The sequence below is a fragment of the Endozoicomonas sp. genome, assembly GCF_051008435.1.
Taxonomy (GTDB): Bacteria; Pseudomonadota; Gammaproteobacteria; order Pseudomonadales; family Endozoicomonadaceae; genus Endozoicomonas_A.
This window is the reverse complement of the sequence record NZ_JBPCXO010000152.1, coordinates 1-19839: the sequence shown is the minus strand read 5'-3', so window position 1 is coordinate 19839 and position 19839 is coordinate 1. Positions and strand designations below refer to the sequence as shown.

Genomic DNA, 19839 nt, shown 5'->3' with positions numbered 1-19839 from the left:
TCAGTAGAACGAGTCGACAGTCTTGAGCGTTCTAGACAGCTTCGATGGATTCGTGAGAATAGTTGACCTATTTAATCGAATTCATCGAATAATTGGGCCGTTCTTTCTGGAATTTAGGCCGAAATAGCCTTAAGTCCGACAGGCTCCTAGACCAAGTATTTTTAATCTTCTAGCAGTGAAGGAAGTTCATATAGTCCAAGAGGGCTGTAAGTAATATCAGGGAGACAGCTCATGGCCACAGATCATAATGCTCAGCCTTCAAATTTTCATTTTCTGAATGAACATGACACTCTCTTTGTTGAGTTAGCAACTGCTGCTGAACGATCCTTTTCCAGTGACCCCAATACTACACTGATCAAACTTCGCCAGCTGGGTGAAGCCCTGGCCCAGGATATTGCTGCCAGAGTGGGAATTGAGCTGGAGGAAAAAACAACACAGGCCGACTTGCTTTATCTGCTTCACCAGGAAATCCGTTTTAGCCCGCAAGTACGACAGCTATTTCATACCCTACGTAGGGAAGGCAATATCGCCACGCATCAGTTCCGTACTCAACATAGAGAAGCTCTTGACGGTTTGAAAATGGCTAGGGAGTTAGCTGTTTGGTATCACCAATCTTTTGGTAAACAGGGAACTCAGTTCAAGCCTGGCAAGTTCAAAGTTCCCAGTGACCCAAGCAAGCAGCTACAAGAGCTTCAGGAAGAGATTGAAAAGCTGAAAGGTGAGCTGACGGATGCCAGTGGGCAACTTGCTTCCAGCCAACAGTTGAACGACCTGACCCAACAAGAAAAAGACGAATACGAAGCGCTGGCGCATGCCATGGATGAGGAGTCCCAACAGCTGGCAGAGCAGGCAAAAGCCCATGAAAAAGCTCTGGCTAATCAGCAGAAACAATATGAAGCCCGGCTGACTGAACTGCAAAAGCAAATCAAGAAACAATCAGACAATGCTCGTTCATCACAACGCAAGCAAGTCACGAAAAAGACCCAGAGTGCCAGTCAGAACATTAGCCTGAATGAAGAGCTAACTCGGATTCTGATTGATCAGCAGTTGATAGAAGCTGGCTGGGAAACGGATACTCAAGAGCTGACTTGGAAAAAGGGGGCAAAACCAGAGAAGGACAAAAACAAAGCAATCGCTGAATGGCCAACTCGTTTTCAGGGCAAAAGAGGACGAGCCGATTATGTCCTGTTCCGGGGACTCACTCCCATAGCAATTGTTGAAGCCAAGAAAGAAAACACTGATGTTGCTGGTAAAATCCCTCAGGCCGAGCGTTATAGCAAAGGGTTTAAGATTGAAGCTCCGGTTAAAGGAGCGTGGGAGTTAGCCGGGCGAACCATTGCATGGCCTGATGAGCAGGACAGCCATTATCAGATTCCTTTCGTGTATTCCTGCAATGGTCGTCCTTACATCAAACAGCTGGAGACTCAGTCCGGTACCTGGTTCCGGGATGTACGTCAGCACAGTAATCTGGCTAAGGCTTTACAGGGCTTCCATACCCCTGATGGCCTCTATGATCTGCTAAAGCGAAGCAAAGAAGCTGCAGAGCAAAAACTCCAACAGGAAGGCTTTGATTACCTGCGCCTTCGTAAATATCAGGAAAAGGCCATTAAGGCTGTAGAAAGCACCTTGGCTCAAGGTATTCGTGATGCTCTTCTGGCTATGGCGACAGGTACAGGTAAGACCCGAACCATCATTGGCCTAATGTACCGCTTTCTTAAGACTGAGAGGTTCAAGCGCATACTGTTTCTGGTAGATAGAACAGCCTTGGGTGATCAGGCTTTAGACAACTTTAAAGAAGCTCCATTGGAGCAAAACCAGAGCTTGTCCAAAATCTATAACATTGCTGAACTGGGTGATATGGCGGCAGAAGCCGAAACCCGTATCCAAGTAGCGACAGTACAGGCGATGGTTAAACGGATCTTTGCATCTGACGCCCCACCTCCAGTAGATGACTTCGACTGCATTATTGTTGATGAAGCCCACCGGGGTTATACCCTGGATCAGGAAATGACAGAGGGCGAAATCTCCACCCGGGATGCCAGCCAGTATCTGTCCAGTTACCGGCGTGTCCTCGATTATTTTGATGCTGTGAAAATTGGTCTGACTGCTACGCCAGCTAAACATACCAGTGATATCTTTGGTCGACCTGTGTACACATACTCATACCGAGAAGCGATTGCTGATGACTGGTTGATCGACCATGAACCCCCTATCCGCTACAAAACAAAACTGACAGAGAAAGGTATTCAGTTTGAAAAGGGTGAAACGGTTACCGCCATTGATACCCAGACCGGAGAAGTGGTGACTGAAGAACTGGAAGACGAACTCAATTTTGATGTGGATGCCTTTAACCGCAAAGTCATCACACTTGATTTTAATAGGGTGGTTTGTGAGCAGCTAGTGCAGGAGCTGGACCCTTTCGGTCAGGAAAAAACCATGATCTTCTGTGTCACTGATCGCCATGCAGACATGGTTAAGGAACAGCTGGATACAGCCTTTAAAGCACTTTACGGTGACGAATACAAACAGATCTCAGTGGCTAAAATCACGGGTCAGAGTGACGAAGTAGATAAGCTGATTCGGCGCTACAAAAACGAAACCTATCCAAACATTGCTATTACCGTTGATCTGCTCACCACAGGTATTGATGTCCCCAGAATCTGTAATCTGGTGTTTTTGCGCCGAGTGAAATCCCGAATTCTGTACGAGCAGATGGTAGGGCGTGCCACCCGCCGCTGCGATGAGATCGGCAAAACTGTATTCCGTATTTATGACCCGGTGGGTATCTACAAGGCTCTGAGTGAAGTCAGTACCATGAAGCCGCTGGTGAAAAACCCCAATATCACTCTGGAGCAACTGGTTGAAGAGCTCACCGACCAGAACAAGCTGGAAACGGCTCTCAACAGCCCCGGTGAGCAGGCAGGGGAAAGCCAGGCCGATGCGGTGTTAAGTCAGTTAGGTCAGAAGCTGATGCGAGTGCTGCGTAAGGCTGAGAAAAAAGCCGAAAGCAACCCGGCGCTAAAGAACAAACTGGACGAGCTGCAGGAGCTGTGGGGCGTGGAGCCAAAAAATCTGCACAGCCATTTGCGTACTCTGGGGCCACGTAAAGCGTCAGAGTTTATAACGAAGCATACCGGGCTATTGAACCAGATTGGCGAAGTTTTCAGCATGATTGGTTCTGAATACAAACCGGTGATCTCCCACGACCCTGATGAAATTAAAGAGCGCATCCAGAGCTATGGTGAACACCAGCGTCCAGAAGATTATCTGGAAAGTTTTAACGACTTTATTCAAAAACAGCTTAATGAGTCTGTGGCTCTGTCTGTTGTCGTCAATAGGCCAAGTGACCTGACCCGGGAACAGCTAAAAGAAATCAAGCTGCTGTTGGATCAAGCAGGTTACTCAGAGGCTAAACTGCAAACGGCGGTACGAAACCAGACTAATCAGGACATTGCCGCCAGCATTATCGGGCATATCCGCCGGGCAGCACTGGGGGAGCCTTTGATTCCTTTCGAGCAGAGAGTGAGCCAGGCCATGGAAGCGATTTATGCCAGCCATTTATGGACACCAGCCCAGCGCAGATGGCTGGACCGACTGGCCAAGCAACTCAAGCATGAAGTGATTATCGACCGGCAGTTTGTCAACGAACGCTTTGCCGACCACGGTGGTGCGAAGCAGCTTAACAACATTCTGAAAGACAGTCTCAATCATGTCCTCGAACAGTTGAATGACGAACTTTGGGAGCCATCAAAAGCGGCGAACGGATAAGCTCTGACTTGTTGCAGATACCAATCTGGATGAAAATAGAGGTATAAGTATCCGACCAACTCAGAGAGAAACGGCCTTCAGACTTGTTTGGGAGGCGTAAGGCTTAATGTTATCCAGGAACCCCTATGTCTAATGACCTGACCACGTCCACCATTGATCGGCAGAATGTACTGAATAATCCCTACGCGCTGGAGAAAATACAGGAACACCTGGGGATCGGTGGGATTACATGGCAAGGGGACATTCTTCTCACGAAGGTTCAGGTCGTTCGGCTACTGGGGGTTGATGAGCGTACAGTGGAGCGCTATCTGACCAGCCATGAGCAGGAACTGGTCACTAATGGCTATCGTGTTCTTCGTGGTAAGTCATTGAAAGAGTTGAAAAATAGTTTTGGTACCGACATTGATGTCGGTACCAAAACAACGGTGTTAGGGGTATTCTCATTTCGGGCTTTTCTGAACCTGGCTATGCTGCTCACCGAGAGTGAGAAAGCCAGAGCTATTCGCAGTCGTATTCTTGATATTGTCATTGACGTTATAGCTGAACGTTCCGGTGGTCACACTCAGTTTATCAATCAACGTGACGAAGCTTTTTTACCTGCAGCCTATCAAGAGTTCAGTTATCGGGAAGTGTTCACCCATGCACTTCGGGACTATCTGGATATGGGCAATTTTAAATACGGTGTGTACACCAACAAAGTCTACAAGGCTGTGTTTCATGAGGATGCCAAAGAATACAGGCAGATTCTCAAACTGGCAGAGAAAGAAAATCCCAGGGATAGCATGTATGCAGAAGTCCTTCAGGCGATTGCCAGTATTGAAAATGGCCTGGCCCATGAGATGAAAACCCGCAGTGAGGAACTGGGCCGCAAGCTAAGGCCGAAAGAACTGGATGAGATTATCGCCCAGATAGAGCACAACCCGTACCTCAAGCCAACGATGGAACAGGCGCGCACCCGTATGGCCAGCCGTGACCTCTGCTTTCGGGACGCTCTCCATGAGAAGTTACAGGCCTATGTTCAAGCCGTTCCGGCTACTGACTTTGAACGATTTATGGGAGAAACCGGCAAGGCGCTGGAAGAACGATTGTCTGACCCGGAAACACTGGCGGTGTTCAAACGACTGAAGGATCGTTGATATGTATGAAAACAACGACGATCTGCCGCTATTCTACTTTGATGCCGCCCATGCTGTTAAAGAACATGACTGGATTATTGAACACTCCGGTGGCCGAGCGGGTATAAAAGACCAGGGTATTCTGGAGAGCGTGTTAGAGCACATTCAAAATGATCGGTATTACCCTACATTGGAAGCCAAGCTGACTCACCTGGTATTTGGTGTGAACAAGTTTCATGCTTTTGTCGATGGCAATAAACGCTCAAGCATTGCCCTTGGTGCCTACTTTCTTGAAATGAACGGGCTCGGTTTTTGCGTTCATAAATTTGTTCATACTATGGAAAACTATGCTGTCTGGTTGGCCGAAGATCTCATTGATAAAGAGCTGTTGGGGGACATCATCACCTCGCTGATTGAAGATGACGACTTCCCTGAGGCGTTGAAGTTGAGAATAGCCAGAGCCGTTAGCCAGAGCATTAGCAGATAGGCTATCCACCTGTTCTAGCGTCACTCATTACCACCCATTTTTGCATATAAGGCGGGCTTTGCCCGAAGAGAAGCGATGACCAGCGACAACATTGTTCAAAAACTCTGGAACCTTTGTGACGTACTCAGAGACGACGGCATTAACTATTCCGATTACGTGACCGAACTGGTCCTGCTGCTGTTTATCAAAATGGTGCATGAAAACACCGAAGCAGGCACGCTTCAAAAACACCCACTGCCAGAAGGCTGCCGCTGGACCGATCTGAACGATAAGTCTGGCATCATCTTGTTGAATGACTACAGACAGATGCTGCTGGCGCTGTCTACTGGCAAGCGCACAGAAGCTGACCCGAACGAGCCCGGCAAAACCATTGAAAAGCAGATTCATAGCGATCCATTGATCACAGCGATTTATGCTGATGCCCAAACCCGCCTGCGTGAACCTCGTCATCTGGAACAATTGATCAAACAGCTGGACAAGATCAATTGGTTCGATGCTAAGAAAGACGGCCTGGGTAACCTTTATGAAGGTTTACTGGAGAAAAACGCTAACGAAACCAAGTCGGGTGCTGGGCAGTACTTTACCCCTCGTGCTTTGATTGACTCCATGGTTCGCTGTATGAAGCCCGAACCTGGAGAAGTTGTTCAAGATCCCGCTGCAGGCACCGCAGGCTTTCTGATTGCTGCAGACAGCTACATCAAAAAACAAACCGATGATCTGTTTGACCTGACTGCCAAAGAACAGCGCTTCCAGAAAAACGATGCCTTTATCGGTGTTGAGCTAGTGCCTTCGACCCGTCGTCTGGCTTTAATGAACTGCCTGTTGCACGGTATGGAAGGGGGTGCTGACGGTGTCGTGCATTTGGGGAATGCCTTGGGTCAGGTCGGCGTTAATTTGCCAAAAGCTGATGTCATTCTGGCTAATCCACCTTTTGGTACCAGTAAAGGTGGGGAGGCGTCTATTACTCGGAAAGACCTAACTTTCCCTACCAGTAATAAACAGCTGGCGTTTCTGCAGCATATCTACCGCAACCTCAAACCCGGTGGTCGAGCTGCAGTTGTACTGCCCGATAATGTGCTGTTTGAAGCTGGTGTCGGTACCGTTATCCGCCAGGATTTAATGAACAAGTGCAACCTGCACACCATTCTGCGCCTGCCCACCGGTATTTTTTACGCCGCTGGGGTAAAGACCAATGTGCTGTTTTTCAACAAAGGTACAGCGGACGACAAATTCCAGGAAGAAAACTGCACCCAAACCACCTGGGTCTACGACCTGCGCACCAATATGCCCAGCTTTGGTAAGCGCAATCCCTTTGGTCAAGCGCAACTGAAGCCCTTCGAGAAAGTATTTGGGAAGAAACCTGACGGCACAAGCAAGCGCACCGAAGGTGAGTGGAGCTTTAATGCAGAAGAGATTGAGTTGGACAGCACCGATGAAAATAAAGGTGTGGATAAAAAACTTGCCCACAGTCGCTGGCGTTGTTTCTCCCGTAAGTGGATTGCTGAACATAAATCCGATTCTCTCGATATCAGCTGGCTGAAAGATGCTGATAGCGTAGATGCTGCAAACCTGCCTGAACCCGGCGTGTTGGCTGGAGAAGCTATGGGTGAGCTGGTGCAGGCTTTGGGTGAGTTGGATAGTCTGATGCGGGAGCTGGGGGAAGGCGAAGCTGCGGATGGGCAGAAGGCTCTGATGGCTGAAGTTTTGGGTGGGGTTGAGTGATGACGGAAATAATACCCCAGCAATGGGCTATGTCCAGCATTGGTGAAGTTGCCCTTAATACCAACAATCTTAGAAAACCAATATCGTTGGCAAAACGAGCTGAGATAAAAGGCAATTACCCTTACTTTGGAGCCACTGGGCAAATTGATTCGTTAAACGACTTTACTCATGAGGGAGAGCATATTCTCATAGGTGAAGATGGGGCTAATCTACTGTCAAAGTCGAAACCACTGGCATTTATTGTTGGTGGTAAATATTGGGTTAACAATCATGCTCATGCACTAAAAATGTTGGGTGGAATGCCATGCACATATATTTCTCTATATGTAAATTCCTTGGATTTAAAACCATGGGTAACTGGATCTGCTCAGCCAAAACTGAATAAGGGGAATTTGGATGTTATCCCTGTTCCAGTTCCACCATTAGCTGAACAAAAAGTCATCGCTAAAAAACTCGACACCCTGCTGGCACAGGTAGAAAACACCAAAGCTCGCCTTGAACGCACCCGCGAAACCCTGAAGCGCTTCCGCCAATCGGTACTGGCTGCTGCTGTGAATGGGAAGTTGACTCATGCTGATGCATCTCGGTGGGAAACGTTAGAGTTTTCAAAATTGCTGCGCCAGCTCCGAAGTGGTTCCGCAGAGAAACCATCAAGTTTAGAGGCTGGTGTTCCAATATTAAGATCAAGCGCAGTTAGACGGATGGTGATTGATTACCAGGATATCAAGCATCTCGAAGATTCGCCCAAAATAAATGAAGATAATTTTTTGAAGAATGGTGATCTTATTTTTACACGTTTGAGTGGTTCGGCGGAGTATGTGGGCAATTGTGCACTGGTCAAAGGACTCACACATAAAGTCCAGTATCCAGACAGGTTATTTTGTGCGCGCTTAAAAGACCAAAGTCATGCTCAATATCTTGAGTATTTCTTTTCATCCGATAAATTCACAAGTCATATATACAGTTCTTTGAAGTCTTCTGCTGGCCATCAACGAATTACTCTTGATGTTATTAAGAAGGCTGCCATCGTCCTTCCTCCTTTGGAAGACCAATTAAAAATAGTCAAAAAAATAGAACAACTCTTCACTCACGCCGACACCATCGAAAAACAAACCGAAGCTGCCCTGGCAAAAGTCAGCAATCTTACCCAGTCCATCCTCGCCAAAGCCTTCCGGGGCGAGCTGACCGAACAGTGGCGCAAGGATAACCCAGAGTTAATCAGTGGCGAAAATTCCGCAGAGGCACTGCTGGAGAAAATCAAAGCCGAGCGTGCCATAATGGCAGCTGGACAAGGTAAACCCAAAAAGCGCGCCAGAACAGGACCGGGTAGAGCCGCATGAAAATAAACAGACTCCGCTTAACGCATTTCCGCTGTTTTGATGATTTTGAAATCGGCTTTCATAACAGGCTGACTGTGCTTGTGGCTCGTAATGGTTCCGGAAAAACCACCGTACTTGATGGCGTACAAACCGCTTTAAACCTGTTTCTGACCCGTGTGCCCAAAGTTAAGGGCTCCAACCCCAAAGAAACGGACTTTCAGGTGTTTGCTGATGGCAGCCAGCCGCCCTATATGCGTATTCATTGTGAGAGTGCTAATGGAATAACCTGGGATCGCACTGAAAAACGCGACCAGACCAAAAAAACCGCCAGCCAGATTCCGGAGGGTGCAGGCGTAAAACAACTCAATGATTATGTCGACACATTTATTGATGCCCGTAACGATGGTCTCTCCTACCAGTTGCCGGTGTTTATCTACTACGGCACTGGCCGTGGTGTGTTTGATGTGCCCCAGCGCAAAAGGGGCTTTGGTGCCGAATTTGGCCGCCTGGACTCTTTTGATGGCTCTCTGGAAAGCCGCACCAATTTCCGCCGCTTTGTTCAGTACTTCTATGTTCTGGAAGACCGTGAAGCCAAGTTGCAAAAGGATGCCCGCTCCTTCGAGGTTGAACTGCCCGAACTGAAAGCCATTCGCAAAGCCATTGCCAGCCTTTTACCAGCGTTCAGCAACCCAAGGGGGGCTGAACCGGCTGGTATTCAGGTGGACTGGAAGAAAGGCGGAACCACCCGGCAGCTGCGTATAGAACAGCTCAGTGATGGTTACAGAACAACATTGGCCATGGTCATGGATATTGCTGCCCGTATGGCAGAAGCCAACCCGGATATGGAAGACCCACTGCAAACAGAAGGCATTGTACTGATTGATGAGGTTGACCTTCATCTGCATCCGGGCTGGCAGCAAACCATTCTGCTTGATCTGATGCGCACCTTCCCCAATGTGCAGTTTATTGTGTCTACCCACAGCGCCCAGGTGGTCTCTTCGGTTAAACCTGAGTGTCTGCGGGTAATCGACTGGCAGGATAGCAAACCCACACTTGTACCTGTTCAGTTTTCAGAAGGTGCTGAGGCGCAACAGGTTTTGCAGGAGGTGTTAGGGCTGGCATCCCCCCGGGTAGAAACACTGGATATTGTACAAACCCTGAAGCGTTATCAGCAGCTGGTAGAAGATGACCAGTGGGATTCAACAGAAGCTGTTAATCTGCGCCGCCAGCTGGATGCCTGGGGTGGTGAACATGAGCCGGAACTGAAGCGGCTGGATATGGATATTCAGATGAAGGAGTGGGATCGCCAGCAACAATGAAAAGAATCGTTAAGAGGGCTGAGCCCCCGCTGTTGACGAGCTACAACACCAGAACACCACAAAATACCTGGGAACAGTTCAGAAAGGAGCGCTCCCGCAGGCAGCAACTGAAAAGAGCATTGCGTACAAATCAGGGGGGCATCTGCGCCTATTGTGAGATTGATCTCAAAGAGTCAGACGACCACGGTAATGCCGACTTTCGGGTTGAGCATTTTCACCCCAAGTCAGACCTGTCATCGGACCATAACTGGGGATTGGACTGGCAGAATTTGCTGGGTTGCTGTCATGGTGGCAACCAAAGGCATGTTGTTGATGCTGATGAGCGCTTTACGCCACCTGATTTTTCCTGTGATGTGCCCAAAGCAGACCAGGTTCTGGATAATGTGATTCTGAATCCAATGGAGATTCCGGCGTTTCCCTGTCTTTTTCTGGTGGAACGATCCAGCGGTGAGCTTAAGAAAAATAAGCCGGGCTGTGAAACAGCGGGAGTTGCAACAGATAAGGTGGATAATACCCTTCATCAGTTGCGGTTGAATGCCGAGCGTTTAACCAAATTCCGCAAGCGGATTCTGGATAAGCTGAATCAGGAAATGAGACAACAGGTATCTGCAGGAGTGTCTGTAGCTGAAGCCAGAAAAAAACTGGCAAAAATACACCTTCGAAAAAACTCTCATGGTAACTGGCCTGCTTTTTTCAGCTCTATTCGTGCGTACCTGGGCACAGAAGCTGAGAACCACCTTCAGGCGATAAGTTATACCGGTTAAGTCGTTTGTTGCCTTAATAAAAATGGAAGGGTTATCACATGGCCGTCTGGTTAGTAAGAGCTGGCGCACAAGGCCAGTACGAACAGAAGTTCTTGCAGGAAAACCGTATCTACCTGACATGGGATGATCTTAATCTCCCGCTGGATAGTCTTCATGAGCGTAGTGAGTTAATTGTCCATCTGGGTGAACTCTATGGAGATGAGAAGCCGAAGCGGTTGATCAATCATGCCAGCCAGATTTGGCCTTTTGCTCATGCTATGAAGAAGGGAGACAGAGTGGTACTGCCTTCAAAAACACAACCTGTAGTTTATGTGGGTCAGGTTTTATCTGATTATCAGCATCAGCCTGATGCCGATAACCCCTATTTCCACTGGCGCTCAGTTGAGTGGGAGGCTAATGGAGTACCTCGCTCGCACTTTTCTCAGGATTTACTCTACAGCTTCGGCGCTTTTATGACGGTCTGTCGTATAAAGCGGAATAATGCTGAGCAGCGATTAGAAGAAATGGCACGCTCTGGCTGGGCGCCAGAAACACAAAAACAAATCATAAAGTCAGCAGCCCCAGCAACAGATAGTGACGATGATGCCAGTGACGAAAATGCAGACACTAATCTGGAAGAGCTGGCTCATGCTCAGATCGTTAAGCTCATCGAAGCCAAATTCAAAGGGCATAGTCTGACTCGACTGGTCACCGCCATTCTGGAAGCTCAGGGGTATACCTGCTGGCAAAGCCCGGAAGGGGCCGATGGAGGGGCAGATATTCTGGCGGGAGATGGCCCCATGGGCTTTGGAAGTCAGCGCATCTGTATTGAAGTGAAGTCAGGTGATGGTCAGATTGATCGCCCTACCGTTGATAAGCTCATGGGAGCCATGACCAAGTTCAATGCTACCCAAGGGTTGTTTGTCGCCTGGGGAGGCTTCAAAGGTAATGTCCAGAAGGAACTGGCCTCCAGCTTCTTTAGGGTCAGGCTTTGGACACAGCATGATTTGCTTGAGCAGTTGTTCCAGCATTATGAAAAGCTGGATGATGAAATTAAAGCGGAATTACCCCTGAAACGCAACTGGACTGTCGCGACAGTAGATTGATTATAGTGGTATCGGGTTGCTCAGAGCTTGGGTGTCGGATCTAGCATTTTGCACAGTTCCAGCAGGACGCCTGTTTTTGGCCTGGTTGTGGGGTATTTGGCCAGATGTCACCTAAATGTGAAAAGCACTGTTTCCAACTTTAGCTTCGAGGACTTGTGTTTTCGAACGTTAGAATGCGGTCTGCAGGAGAGTTGAGTTTCCAACTTTATTGCTCTCCTACAATTGCTGCGCGTTGAATAGGTAGTTGACCGGTGTATGGTAAATATCAGGCCATGCACCGGGTCTACTTAATAAGGCTGCAATCGCCCTCCAGTACTGTAACTCTCAAAATGCAGATAAGACAATCCGTGTAACACAATGGCACCATAATTCTTGGCCAGTTGAGGAAGGCTAACGCTCAGCGACGGGCAGCCCACTAGAAGTTCATTCTTGGGCTTATGAATGACTGAGATATTTTCCGCAAATAGATTAACCTTGTCTTCCTGCATCCATTCATAAGGTGGGCTGTCCGGGTAGGGAACTTTTTGGCAGAGAGGGTAAGCCTGATACAACCCATTATCTTTTGATCCACAGCTGGGTTGAAGCGCACTCAGAGAAAGAGTCGGTGACTCAGAAGCAAACTTTTCTTCAAGCCACTTATCATTATCACCAATAACCGCTGACCACTGATTTTTAAGCGTGAAGGAAGGGTATATTCGCAATGGATCACTTATCCCTGATAAGCAAGCGGGAATGACAACTCTGGTGATCTCAACATTGCTTTCTTCCTCTGCCTGATAGTGTGCAGTCTCTCTGAATACGGGCACAAAGGAACCATAATCCCTCGAGTCACTGTACTTCTTTTCATAAACAGCAACGCTATTGGCTGTAAAACGCCAGATATAGTTAGCAATGAAGAGACTACCCAGTACTCCATCAAACTGATCTGCTGGATACTTCTTCAACATGTCATCCGACATAGAAAAAATTCTATAATCTTTCTCCAGGTGATAACCCCCAAACTTTAGATCAGGGACATATATTGGTGTTGGGCTGCCGGGATAGGTTTTGATCAGGCCCGTCTGATATTCGAGTGCATCTTTAACCACAGCCCGGACGACATAGATATCCGAATACTCCATATCCAGTGCAAACCTGTAGGACTTCTCTCCCATAATAATGTTCAGGGTCAGAACTGATTTTTTAGGATCAACCTTGATTTCTTCAATAGGCGTGTAGGCATTAAAATCCGCCTGAGATACTGCAGTACAAAAGACAAGAACAAGTACAACTATCCAGCGCATCGGTCAGTCTCCCTATCATTAATCAGAAATGGGTAAGTCGACTATAAAATCCAGGAGCCGAATCTTATCCCACAGAAACCTAAGACCTGTTAGCCCTGAGCGATGTCCTCTTGGGGGAAGGTTCTGACTCTGTATAGAACGCGAGCGTAACGGAACTGCATGAGTATGCCTTCTCGGGAGGGTTTAAATGACTCAGAATAATGATAAAAAGTAGGCGACAGAGAATTGAGCGTCAAAGCTGGAATTCGAGGTCCCATAATTAAAAAACTTTTCTTCTCAGTGTTGACCTGTCTATAGGTAAAACGTTTAATCTTGCTCTTTCGATGACAGTTGTCCAAAAAAAGGTCATCGAAAACCCATCTGCTCACTTTACGTTTCGTTTATCATCTGAAAAAAGTTCTTTTGCTCTTGTTCCCATAGATTTTACTGACCAGGCATTTATTGAGAGGCTACATGGCTTTAGGTTTTGACTACGGCACTGCTAATTGTTCAGTGGCACACAGGGTTGATGGAGGTATTCAGCCTATTCCTCTGATGGGGGATGAGTACTACATCCCTTCTACATTGAGTGCACCCAACAGAGAGTCTGTGTCTGAGTTTCTGTATCGCTTTATGAATATCCTGCCTGAAGGTGAGGTGGGTGAAGCGTTATTGAGCCGTTCGATGAGGACCAATAAAGAAGAAGGCATTCGCCTGTTGCCTGATGATGTTCGCTTTGGCCAGCAAGCGACCGCGTTGTATCTGGAAGACCCAACAGAGACTTACTACGTAAAGTCGCCCAAATCCTTTTTGGGATTGCTGGGGCTGCGGGATATTCAGCTTTCAATCTTTGAAGATCTGGTCTGTGCCATGATGGTCAATGTGAAGTCTCAGGCTGAAAAGTTCCTGCAGAAAGATTGTTCACAGGCTGTGATAGGGCGTCCTGTTAATTTCCATAATCGGGGTGGGGAAAAATCCAATCAGCAGGCTCAGGCGATTTTGCATCGTGCAGCCAGACGGGCGGGTTTCAAGGAGATTGAGTTTCAATTTGAGCCAGTGGCGGCCGGACTTGAGTATGAGTCAACGCTGACCGAAGACAAGACAGTTTTGGTCGTCGATATAGGCGGGGGTACAACGGACTGCTCCATGCTGAAAATGGGGCCAAGCTGGTTTGAGAAGGAAGATCGGGCAGATTCAATGATTGCCCACTCGGGCAAGTTTATTGGGGGTAATGACCTGGATATTGCCATTGCTTTCAAACGCTTTATGTCGGAGTTTGGCAAGGATACCCATAGTCTGAAAGGTCGACCGATACCCACAACCAACTTCTGGGATCCCATAGCCATCAAGGATGTTGAGGCACAAAGAAGATTTTATGCCTATGACAACCTGAGAGAGCTGAAGCAAACGGTAGCTAGGGCGGAACACCCGGAAAAAGTAGGCCGACTGCTTCGTGTCTACCAGGACACATTGGGTTATGGAATTATCCAGGAAGCTGAAAATACCAAAATTGCATTGGGAGAGAATGCTCTCCATACCGCACAAGTTGATTTAAAGACTGAACTGCTGAGTATTCCCGTTGATGTAGCAGAAATGGAAGAGGCCATTGCTACCCCGCTGAGAGGGATTACCAGCCTGGTGACCGAATCGATTATTCAGGCAGGTACTCAACCGGATTCTATTTACATCACAGGTGGCTCGGCTCGCTCACCTCTGATCCGAAAAGCACTGGCTGCCGCGTTGCCGGGCATACCAATCGTTAATGGCGACTTTGATGGTTCTGTGACTTCGGGACTGGCTCGATATGCCGAGCTGTGCTTTAAGTAAGCATTGCTCTGACTTTGGATAAAAACCACTTTAGTCATAAAAGTTTTCCCATTGTTATGCTGGAATATATAGCGTATATAGCCTTGATATATAGCATTCGCTATATATACTTTGTATATAGCAATAGTTCGAGGAATCACCATGGCTCAAGGCACTGTTTTTGTAAACAATAGAACCCAGGCTGTTCGGTTGCCTGCTGAGACCCGTTTTCCGGATGACATCAAGAAAGTAAAGGTCAGAGTAAGAGGTCAGGATCGTATCCTGTCACCCGTTGGACATACATGGGATGCCTTTTTTTTAGCAGAAACCGAGGAAGAGGTTACTGATGATTTTATGGAAGAGAGGGCATCACAAGAGCAGGCCGACCGGGAGTCATTCTGATGCTGAAGTACATGCTGGATACGAATATGGTGATCTATACCATCAAGCGCCGGCCTTTGGAGTTGCTCGATATTTTCAATCGTCACGATGATCAGATGGCTATAAGTACGATCACTTTGTCTGAGCTATTACATGGTGTTGAGAAGAGTTCTGACCCAAAAAGAAATAGAAGTCATGTTGAACGCTTTATCACTCGTCTGGAAGTGTTGGATTATGGTCGCAAAGCATCAGCTCATTATGGCGATATAAGAGCTGATCTGGAACGCAAGGGCACTCCAATAGGAGTGAATGACCTGCATATTGCAGGCCATTCCAGAAGTGAAGGCCTCATCCTTGTGACGAATAACCGAAAAGAGTTTGATCGTGTTGATGGGCTTCGTGTTGAGAATTGGCTTGACCAGATAGAATCTTAACTGGCTATCAGGAGTACAAACAGGAGTACAAACAGGAGTACAAAGTCATGTTAAATCACTGGCAAGAACACAAAGCCCGGTTGATGAGTTTTGTCATCAAGGAAGTAGGCGATCCTGCAACGGCCGAAGATATCCTTCAGGATGTTTACATCAAAGCCCATACTCATAGCCATACACTGAAAGATGAAAGCAATATGGGAGCCTGGCTCTACCGTATTGCTCACAATGCGATCATGGATCACTTTCGTAAGCGAAAGCCAGTCACCGAATTATCAGAATCACTGGAAGAGCCTGATACCAATCAGCCAGATCTGGCTCATCAAGAGCTGGCCCGCTGCCTGGACCCTCTCATCAAGGAGCTTCCCGAAAAGTATCGACTGCCTCTGGAGATGGCTGAGTTGCAAGGTATGAATCAGCAGCAGGTTGCAGATGAATTGGGTTTGTCTCTGTCGGGAGCCAAGAGTCGTATACAACGGGGTAGAGCCCAGTTAAGAGAACGTTTTACTGAGTGCTGTGACATTGAAGTCGGTCGGGGTGGTGTGACGGATTACCAGCCTAAAAAGCCTGGCTGTGGGGAGTGTTAAAAAGAAATTTAATAATTTTTGCGTCCTTTTTTTATACCTCGCGTCTGTATAAGCGACAACGCATTAAAAGACCGATCTGACCGGTCGTCGCAGAATCGAGGTATAGACCATGTTGAAAATTATCAGCTTTAAAATCTGCCCATTTGTGCAACGCATTACCGGAATGTTGGAAGCCAAGAACATTCCTTATGAAATTGAGTACATCAGTCTGAGTGACAAGCCTCAGTGGTTTCTGGATCTTTCCCCGAACGGCCAGGTACCTGTGATGGTCACTGAAAATGGTACGGCCCTGTTTGAATCTGATGCCATTGCTGAGTATCTGGAAGACGCTTATCCCGCATTACAGTCTGGTTTGAGTGCAGAGCAGAAAGCGCTGAATCGTGCCTGGAGTTATCTGGGCAGCAAGCAGTATCTGGTTCAATGCTCTGCCCAGAGAAGTAAGGATGCCCCCACCCTGATCGAACGTACCGAGAAACTGGCCAGTGCTTTTGCCAAAGTGGAGAAGGTATTGGGCGAGTTTTCATTCTTCAATAGCGATTCACTGAGTATGGTCGATCTGGCCTGGCTGCCCGTGTTGCACCGTGCCCATATCATTCAAGAGAACACGGGCTACGACTTCCTGGCTTTTTATCCCAAAACCAAAGCATGGCAAAAAAGCCTGCTGGCTACCGGTCTGGCAGAAAAGACTGTCTCTGATGATTTTGTTGAAAAGTTCACAGGCTTTTATCTGTCTGAGGAAACCTTTCTGGGCCGTTGTGAACCAGGAGAGGAATGCAACGGTTTTAATTTGGAAGAGTGCTGCATAGAAATCGGTTTCTGTGAGACTGAATTTGAGCAAGAAAAAGTGGCTCATTCTTGTTGAGAAAGCATTTATTAGCGTTTGTTCGAATAGTTGGAATAGGGTTTCCTGATACTCTTTTACCTACAGATAATAAGCATCAGAGAGAGTGTCAGGATGAGCAAAATGTACGAGCAGTACGCCAGTAATTATGAAAAGGCCATTACCGATAATATCTACAATGGCAACCTGGAGCGCCCATCATTAATTGCCATGTTGCCTGATCTCGCGGGGAAAAGTGTTCTGGATCTGGGGTGTGGACCAGGGGTCTACGCGGAGTATCTGACTGATCAGGGAGCAACTGTGACCGCAGTAGATGCTTCAGAGGCAATGGTTGAGATCGTCCAAGAGAAACTGGGTGATAACGTCAAAGCTTATTCACAGGATCTCTCTCTGGGGCTGCCAAAAGAACAAGATGCCTGCTATGACGTCATAATTTGTCCTTTGACTGTGCATTACATTGAAGATGTCAGTGTATTGTTTGGTGATGTGAAGCGTCTTCTGAAACCAGGTGGGGTATTCATCTTTTCTACTCATCACCCTGTTGTGGACTTTGAAGTGTCACCTTCCGGCAATTACTTTCAGAGAGAGCTGATCACGGAAGAGTGGGATACAGTCGGTCATCCGGTAGAGGTAAGCTTCTATCGTCGTTCATTGACGGAATGGTTTGAAAGTCTGGCTAAAGCTGGTCTGTGTGTGACTCATCTGTCAGAAGGAAAACCTTCGGAACGAATGAAGTCTCTGTGTGCTGAGAGCTATAAAAGGTTATCCACAACACCCAACTTTATTTTCTTCAAGTGCGAGAGTCGATAGCAAAACATAAACAGCCATGAGCGAAGAAAAATGAATGGGGTCATTGCACATTTTTGCCAACACTGAAACCATGGGCCGACCTGATTAAAAAAACAATCTAAAGGAAGTCTGTTCATGTCTGGGGGAATTTTCAGACGGTGTGCTATCACCGCCAGTCTGTTGGCTGCCTATTTTACCGTGCAGGCCGAAGAAGTGGATGTCAGTGATGATCTGGCACCGGAAGAAGCGACAGGATTTGAAGAGAAGCGTCTGGTAAAAGCCAGCAAACATCTGGTGGTAGCGGCCAACCCGCTGGCAGTAAAAGCAGGCGATGAGGTTCTCAGAAAAGGAGGTTCTGCCGCAGATGCCGCCATTGCGGTTCAACTGGTTCTGAATCTGGTTGAGCCTCAGTCATCCGGTATGGGGGGTGGAGCATTTACTCTCTACTTTGATGCCCAAAAGAACCGACTAACCACACTGGATGGCCGGGAAACGGCACCCTCAGAAGCAACACCTACCTTATTCCAGGATGATAATGGCAAACCGCTGCAATTCTATGATGCAGTGGTTGGCGGGCGCTCTGTGGGTACACCAGGTACTGTCAAACTGCTGGAAGACATGCACCAGCGCTATGGTAAACGTCCATGGTCCGAACTTTTCCAACCTGCTATTAAACTGGCCGAAGAAGGCTTTAACGTTTCTCCCAGATTGGCCAGCCTGATTGCCAAAGATCAGAAAAGACTCAGTCGTTATCCGGATACCCGCCAGTACTTCTTTGATGCAAAAGGGCAGCCGCTTCAGGCAGGTGCACTTTTGAAAAATCCTGAGTTTGCCAAGACTCTGAAACTGATTGCCAGCAAAGGCTCTAAGGGTTTTTATGAAGGGGATCTGGCAGACAGGATTGTCAAAACCGTCAGAGAAGCCAAAGGCAATCCTGGTGTTCTTTCAAAAAAGGATCTGCAAAACTACCAGATAAAAGAGCGTTCACCGGTGTGCTCAGCCTATCGCCAATATTCTGTGTGTGGCATGGGGCCTCCCAGCTCCGGTGCAACCACTGTGGGGCAGATTCTGGGTATTTTGCAGTCTTATGATCTGGCCGGCCTGGGGCCCGTGAATCCGGAGTCCTGGCGTCTGTTTGCAGGTGCTTCACGGTTGGCCTTTGCGGATCGGGCCCGTTATCTGGCCGACAGTGACTATGTCCCTGTACCTGTTCAGGGGCTTCTGGATAGCCAATACCTGGCAGGCAGAGCACAGCTGCTCCAGTCTGATCAGGCACTGAAGACCGTTTCAGCGGGCAAGCCCACCTGGCAACATGCTTCTCTTCAGGCTGATGACCAGTCCATTGAGCTGCCTTCTACCAGCCATATTTCCATTGTGGATGCCCAGGGTAATGCTTTATCCATGACCACAACCATTGAGAATGGCTTTGGTTCACGTCTGATGGTGGGCGGCTTCCTGCTGAACAATGAATTGACCGATTTTTCCTTTGCCAGCCATAAAAATGGTACGCCCATAGCCAATCGTGTTGAACCTGGTAAAAGGCCAAGGTCTTCTATGGCGCCAACCATTGTTATGGATAAAGAGGGTCGGCCTTATATGGTGATTGGATCACCCGGCGGCAGTCGTATTATCAGTTATGTTGCCAAAACCCTGATAGCGCATATTGACTGGGGGATGGATATACAGGAAGCGATTACTTTACCGCATAAGCTGAATCCATTTGGAGTCTATGAGCTGGAGCAGGATACCGAGGCAGAGCTCTTGAAATCTGAACTGGAAAAACTGGGGTATCCCGTGAAAGTAAGAGAGCTGAACAGTGGACTCCATGGAATTGTAATTACGGAAGAGGGTCTTGAGGGCGGTGCTGACCCCCGCCGGGAAGGCGTAGCAGTGGGTATCTAACCTTTGCTTGCCCTGAGTTTTGCTTCGACTTCGGGTGGATAGAGGATAGGCCACTGAGAGAGTGACTTTGATTTCTGGCAGGCTCGGATGTCTTGCATCCGGGCCTTTATGTCGATAACAAACTGGCTGACTTTTACTAGGAGCCTGTCGGACTTACCACTGACCTACTGCGAAAAAGCCTGATTTGGCCATTTTTTATGATTCTTTTCGTTGAATAGCTCGCTATTCGCCTCAAATAATCATAAAAACTGTCTCAAACCG

General features: G+C 47.7%; 16 protein-coding genes. 15 read left to right on the top strand and 1 reads right to left on the bottom strand.

From position 1 onward, the window contains the following. Window positions 1–231 precede the first annotated feature (231 nt). The 8 genes from hsdR to ACR2PX_RS07430 all read left to right on the top strand — a co-directional run bounded on the left by hsdR (window position 232) and on the right by ACR2PX_RS07430 (window position 11579). Window positions 232–3768, top strand: coding sequence for a type I restriction-modification system endonuclease (hsdR, locus tag ACR2PX_RS07465; protein WP_433998727.1), 3537 nt, complete (start codon window positions 232–234; stop codon window positions 3766–3768). Window positions 3769–3893: 125 nt separating this feature from the next. Beyond that, entirely contained in the window at window positions 3894–4904 is a 1011-nt protein-coding gene (locus ACR2PX_RS07460; RefSeq protein WP_433998726.1) for a hypothetical protein, read from the top strand. 1 nt (window position 4905) lies between these two features. Further along, window positions 4906–5370 (top strand): Fic family protein, encoded by a 465-nt coding sequence (locus tag ACR2PX_RS07455; protein ID WP_433998725.1) that lies wholly within the window; start codon window positions 4906–4908, stop codon window positions 5368–5370. A gap of 75 nt (window positions 5371–5445) precedes the next feature. Further along, on the top strand, window positions 5446–7092 hold the full coding sequence (locus ACR2PX_RS07450; protein WP_433998724.1) for an N-6 DNA methylase: 1647 nt from the start codon (window positions 5446–5448) through the stop codon (window positions 7090–7092). Window positions 7093–7121: 29 nt separating this feature from the next. Next, window positions 7122–8432, top strand: coding sequence for a restriction endonuclease subunit S (locus ACR2PX_RS07445; protein ID WP_433998723.1), 1311 nt, complete (start codon window positions 7122–7124; stop codon window positions 8430–8432). Then, window positions 8429–9730, top strand: coding sequence for an AAA family ATPase (locus ACR2PX_RS07440; RefSeq protein ID WP_433998722.1), 1302 nt, complete (start codon window positions 8429–8431; stop codon window positions 9728–9730). Before ACR2PX_RS07445 ends, ACR2PX_RS07440 begins: the two co-directional genes overlap by 4 nt. Beyond that, entirely contained in the window at window positions 9727–10494 is a 768-nt protein-coding gene (locus ACR2PX_RS07435) for a retron system putative HNH endonuclease (protein ID WP_433998721.1), read from the top strand. Before ACR2PX_RS07440 ends, ACR2PX_RS07435 begins: the two co-directional genes overlap by 4 nt. Before the next feature lie 38 nt (window positions 10495–10532). Then, on the top strand, window positions 10533–11579 hold the full coding sequence (locus tag ACR2PX_RS07430; protein ID WP_433998720.1) for a restriction endonuclease: 1047 nt from the start codon (window positions 10533–10535) through the stop codon (window positions 11577–11579). A 287-nt stretch (window positions 11580–11866) separates the two neighbouring features. Here ACR2PX_RS07430 and ACR2PX_RS07425 read toward each other — a convergent pair whose 3' ends face one another. Further along, window positions 11867–12862, bottom strand: coding sequence for a hypothetical protein (locus ACR2PX_RS07425; RefSeq protein WP_433998719.1), 996 nt, complete (start codon window positions 12860–12862; stop codon window positions 11867–11869). Between the two features lie 453 nt (window positions 12863–13315). Here ACR2PX_RS07425 and yegD point away from each other — a divergent pair, with 453 nt between their 5' ends. From yegD to ggt, 7 genes are all read left to right on the top strand, one after another. After that, window positions 13316–14668, top strand: a complete 1353-nt coding sequence (yegD, locus tag ACR2PX_RS07420) for a molecular chaperone (RefSeq protein ID WP_433998718.1) — start codon at window positions 13316–13318, stop codon at window positions 14666–14668. 141 nt (window positions 14669–14809) lie between these two features. Beyond that, window positions 14810–15049 carry a type II toxin-antitoxin system VapB family antitoxin gene (gene vapB, locus ACR2PX_RS07415; RefSeq protein WP_433998717.1) on the top strand — a complete coding sequence of 80 codons (240 nt, stop codon included), beginning with the start codon at window positions 14810–14812 and terminating at the stop codon, window positions 15047–15049. Next, a complete protein-coding gene (gene vapC / locus ACR2PX_RS07410; RefSeq protein WP_433998716.1) occupies window positions 15049–15462 on the top strand; it encodes a type II toxin-antitoxin system tRNA(fMet)-specific endonuclease VapC in 414 nt (137 codons plus the stop codon). The genes vapB and vapC overlap by 1 nt, the downstream gene beginning before the upstream one ends. A 47-nt stretch (window positions 15463–15509) precedes the next feature. Next, window positions 15510–16046 carry an RNA polymerase sigma factor SigZ gene (sigZ, locus tag ACR2PX_RS07405; RefSeq protein WP_433998715.1) on the top strand — a complete coding sequence of 179 codons (537 nt, stop codon included), beginning with the start codon at window positions 15510–15512 and terminating at the stop codon, window positions 16044–16046. Window positions 16047–16155: 109 nt separating this feature from the next. After that, window positions 16156–16908, top strand: a complete 753-nt coding sequence (locus tag ACR2PX_RS07400) for a glutathione S-transferase family protein (RefSeq protein WP_433998714.1) — start codon at window positions 16156–16158, stop codon at window positions 16906–16908. 93 nt (window positions 16909–17001) lie between these two features. Further along, window positions 17002–17697, top strand: coding sequence for a class I SAM-dependent DNA methyltransferase (locus ACR2PX_RS07395; RefSeq protein WP_433998713.1), 696 nt, complete (start codon window positions 17002–17004; stop codon window positions 17695–17697). Window positions 17698–17811: 114 nt separating this feature from the next. Next, the gene (gene ggt, locus ACR2PX_RS07390; protein ID WP_433998712.1) at window positions 17812–19578 is read left to right on the top strand and encodes a gamma-glutamyltransferase; all 1767 of its coding nucleotides are present in this window, start codon (window positions 17812–17814) and stop codon (window positions 19576–19578) included. Window positions 19579–19839 lie beyond the last annotated feature (261 nt).

Excerpts from the sequence above, each read along its gene's own strand:
- hsdR (WP_433998727.1), top strand. The coding sequence starts at position 232 with ATGGCCACAGATCATAATGCTCAGCCTTCAAATTTTCATTTTCTGAAT.
- ACR2PX_RS07460 (WP_433998726.1), top strand. The coding sequence starts at position 3,894 with ATGTCTAATGACCTGACCACGTCCACCATTGATCGGCAGAATGTACTG.
- ACR2PX_RS07455 (WP_433998725.1), top strand. The coding sequence starts at position 4,906 with ATGTATGAAAACAACGACGATCTGCCGCTATTCTACTTTGATGCCGCC.
- ACR2PX_RS07450 (WP_433998724.1), top strand. The coding sequence starts at position 5,446 with ATGACCAGCGACAACATTGTTCAAAAACTCTGGAACCTTTGTGACGTA.
- ACR2PX_RS07445 (WP_433998723.1), top strand. The coding sequence starts at position 7,122 with ATGTCCAGCATTGGTGAAGTTGCCCTTAATACCAACAATCTTAGAAAA.
- ACR2PX_RS07440 (WP_433998722.1), top strand. The coding sequence starts at position 8,429 with ATGAAAATAAACAGACTCCGCTTAACGCATTTCCGCTGTTTTGATGAT.
- ACR2PX_RS07435 (WP_433998721.1), top strand. The coding sequence starts at position 9,727 with ATGAAAAGAATCGTTAAGAGGGCTGAGCCCCCGCTGTTGACGAGCTAC.
- ACR2PX_RS07430 (WP_433998720.1), top strand. The coding sequence starts at position 10,533 with ATGGCCGTCTGGTTAGTAAGAGCTGGCGCACAAGGCCAGTACGAACAG.
- ACR2PX_RS07425 (WP_433998719.1), bottom strand. The coding sequence starts at position 12,862 with ATGCGCTGGATAGTTGTACTTGTTCTTGTCTTTTGTACTGCAGTATCT.
- yegD (WP_433998718.1), top strand. The coding sequence starts at position 13,316 with ATGGCTTTAGGTTTTGACTACGGCACTGCTAATTGTTCAGTGGCACAC.
- vapB (WP_433998717.1), top strand. The coding sequence starts at position 14,810 with ATGGCTCAAGGCACTGTTTTTGTAAACAATAGAACCCAGGCTGTTCGG.
- vapC (WP_433998716.1), top strand. The coding sequence starts at position 15,049 with ATGCTGAAGTACATGCTGGATACGAATATGGTGATCTATACCATCAAG.
- sigZ (WP_433998715.1), top strand. The coding sequence starts at position 15,510 with ATGTTAAATCACTGGCAAGAACACAAAGCCCGGTTGATGAGTTTTGTC.
- ACR2PX_RS07400 (WP_433998714.1), top strand. The coding sequence starts at position 16,156 with ATGTTGAAAATTATCAGCTTTAAAATCTGCCCATTTGTGCAACGCATT.
- ACR2PX_RS07395 (WP_433998713.1), top strand. The coding sequence starts at position 17,002 with ATGAGCAAAATGTACGAGCAGTACGCCAGTAATTATGAAAAGGCCATT.
- ggt (WP_433998712.1), top strand. The coding sequence starts at position 17,812 with ATGTCTGGGGGAATTTTCAGACGGTGTGCTATCACCGCCAGTCTGTTG.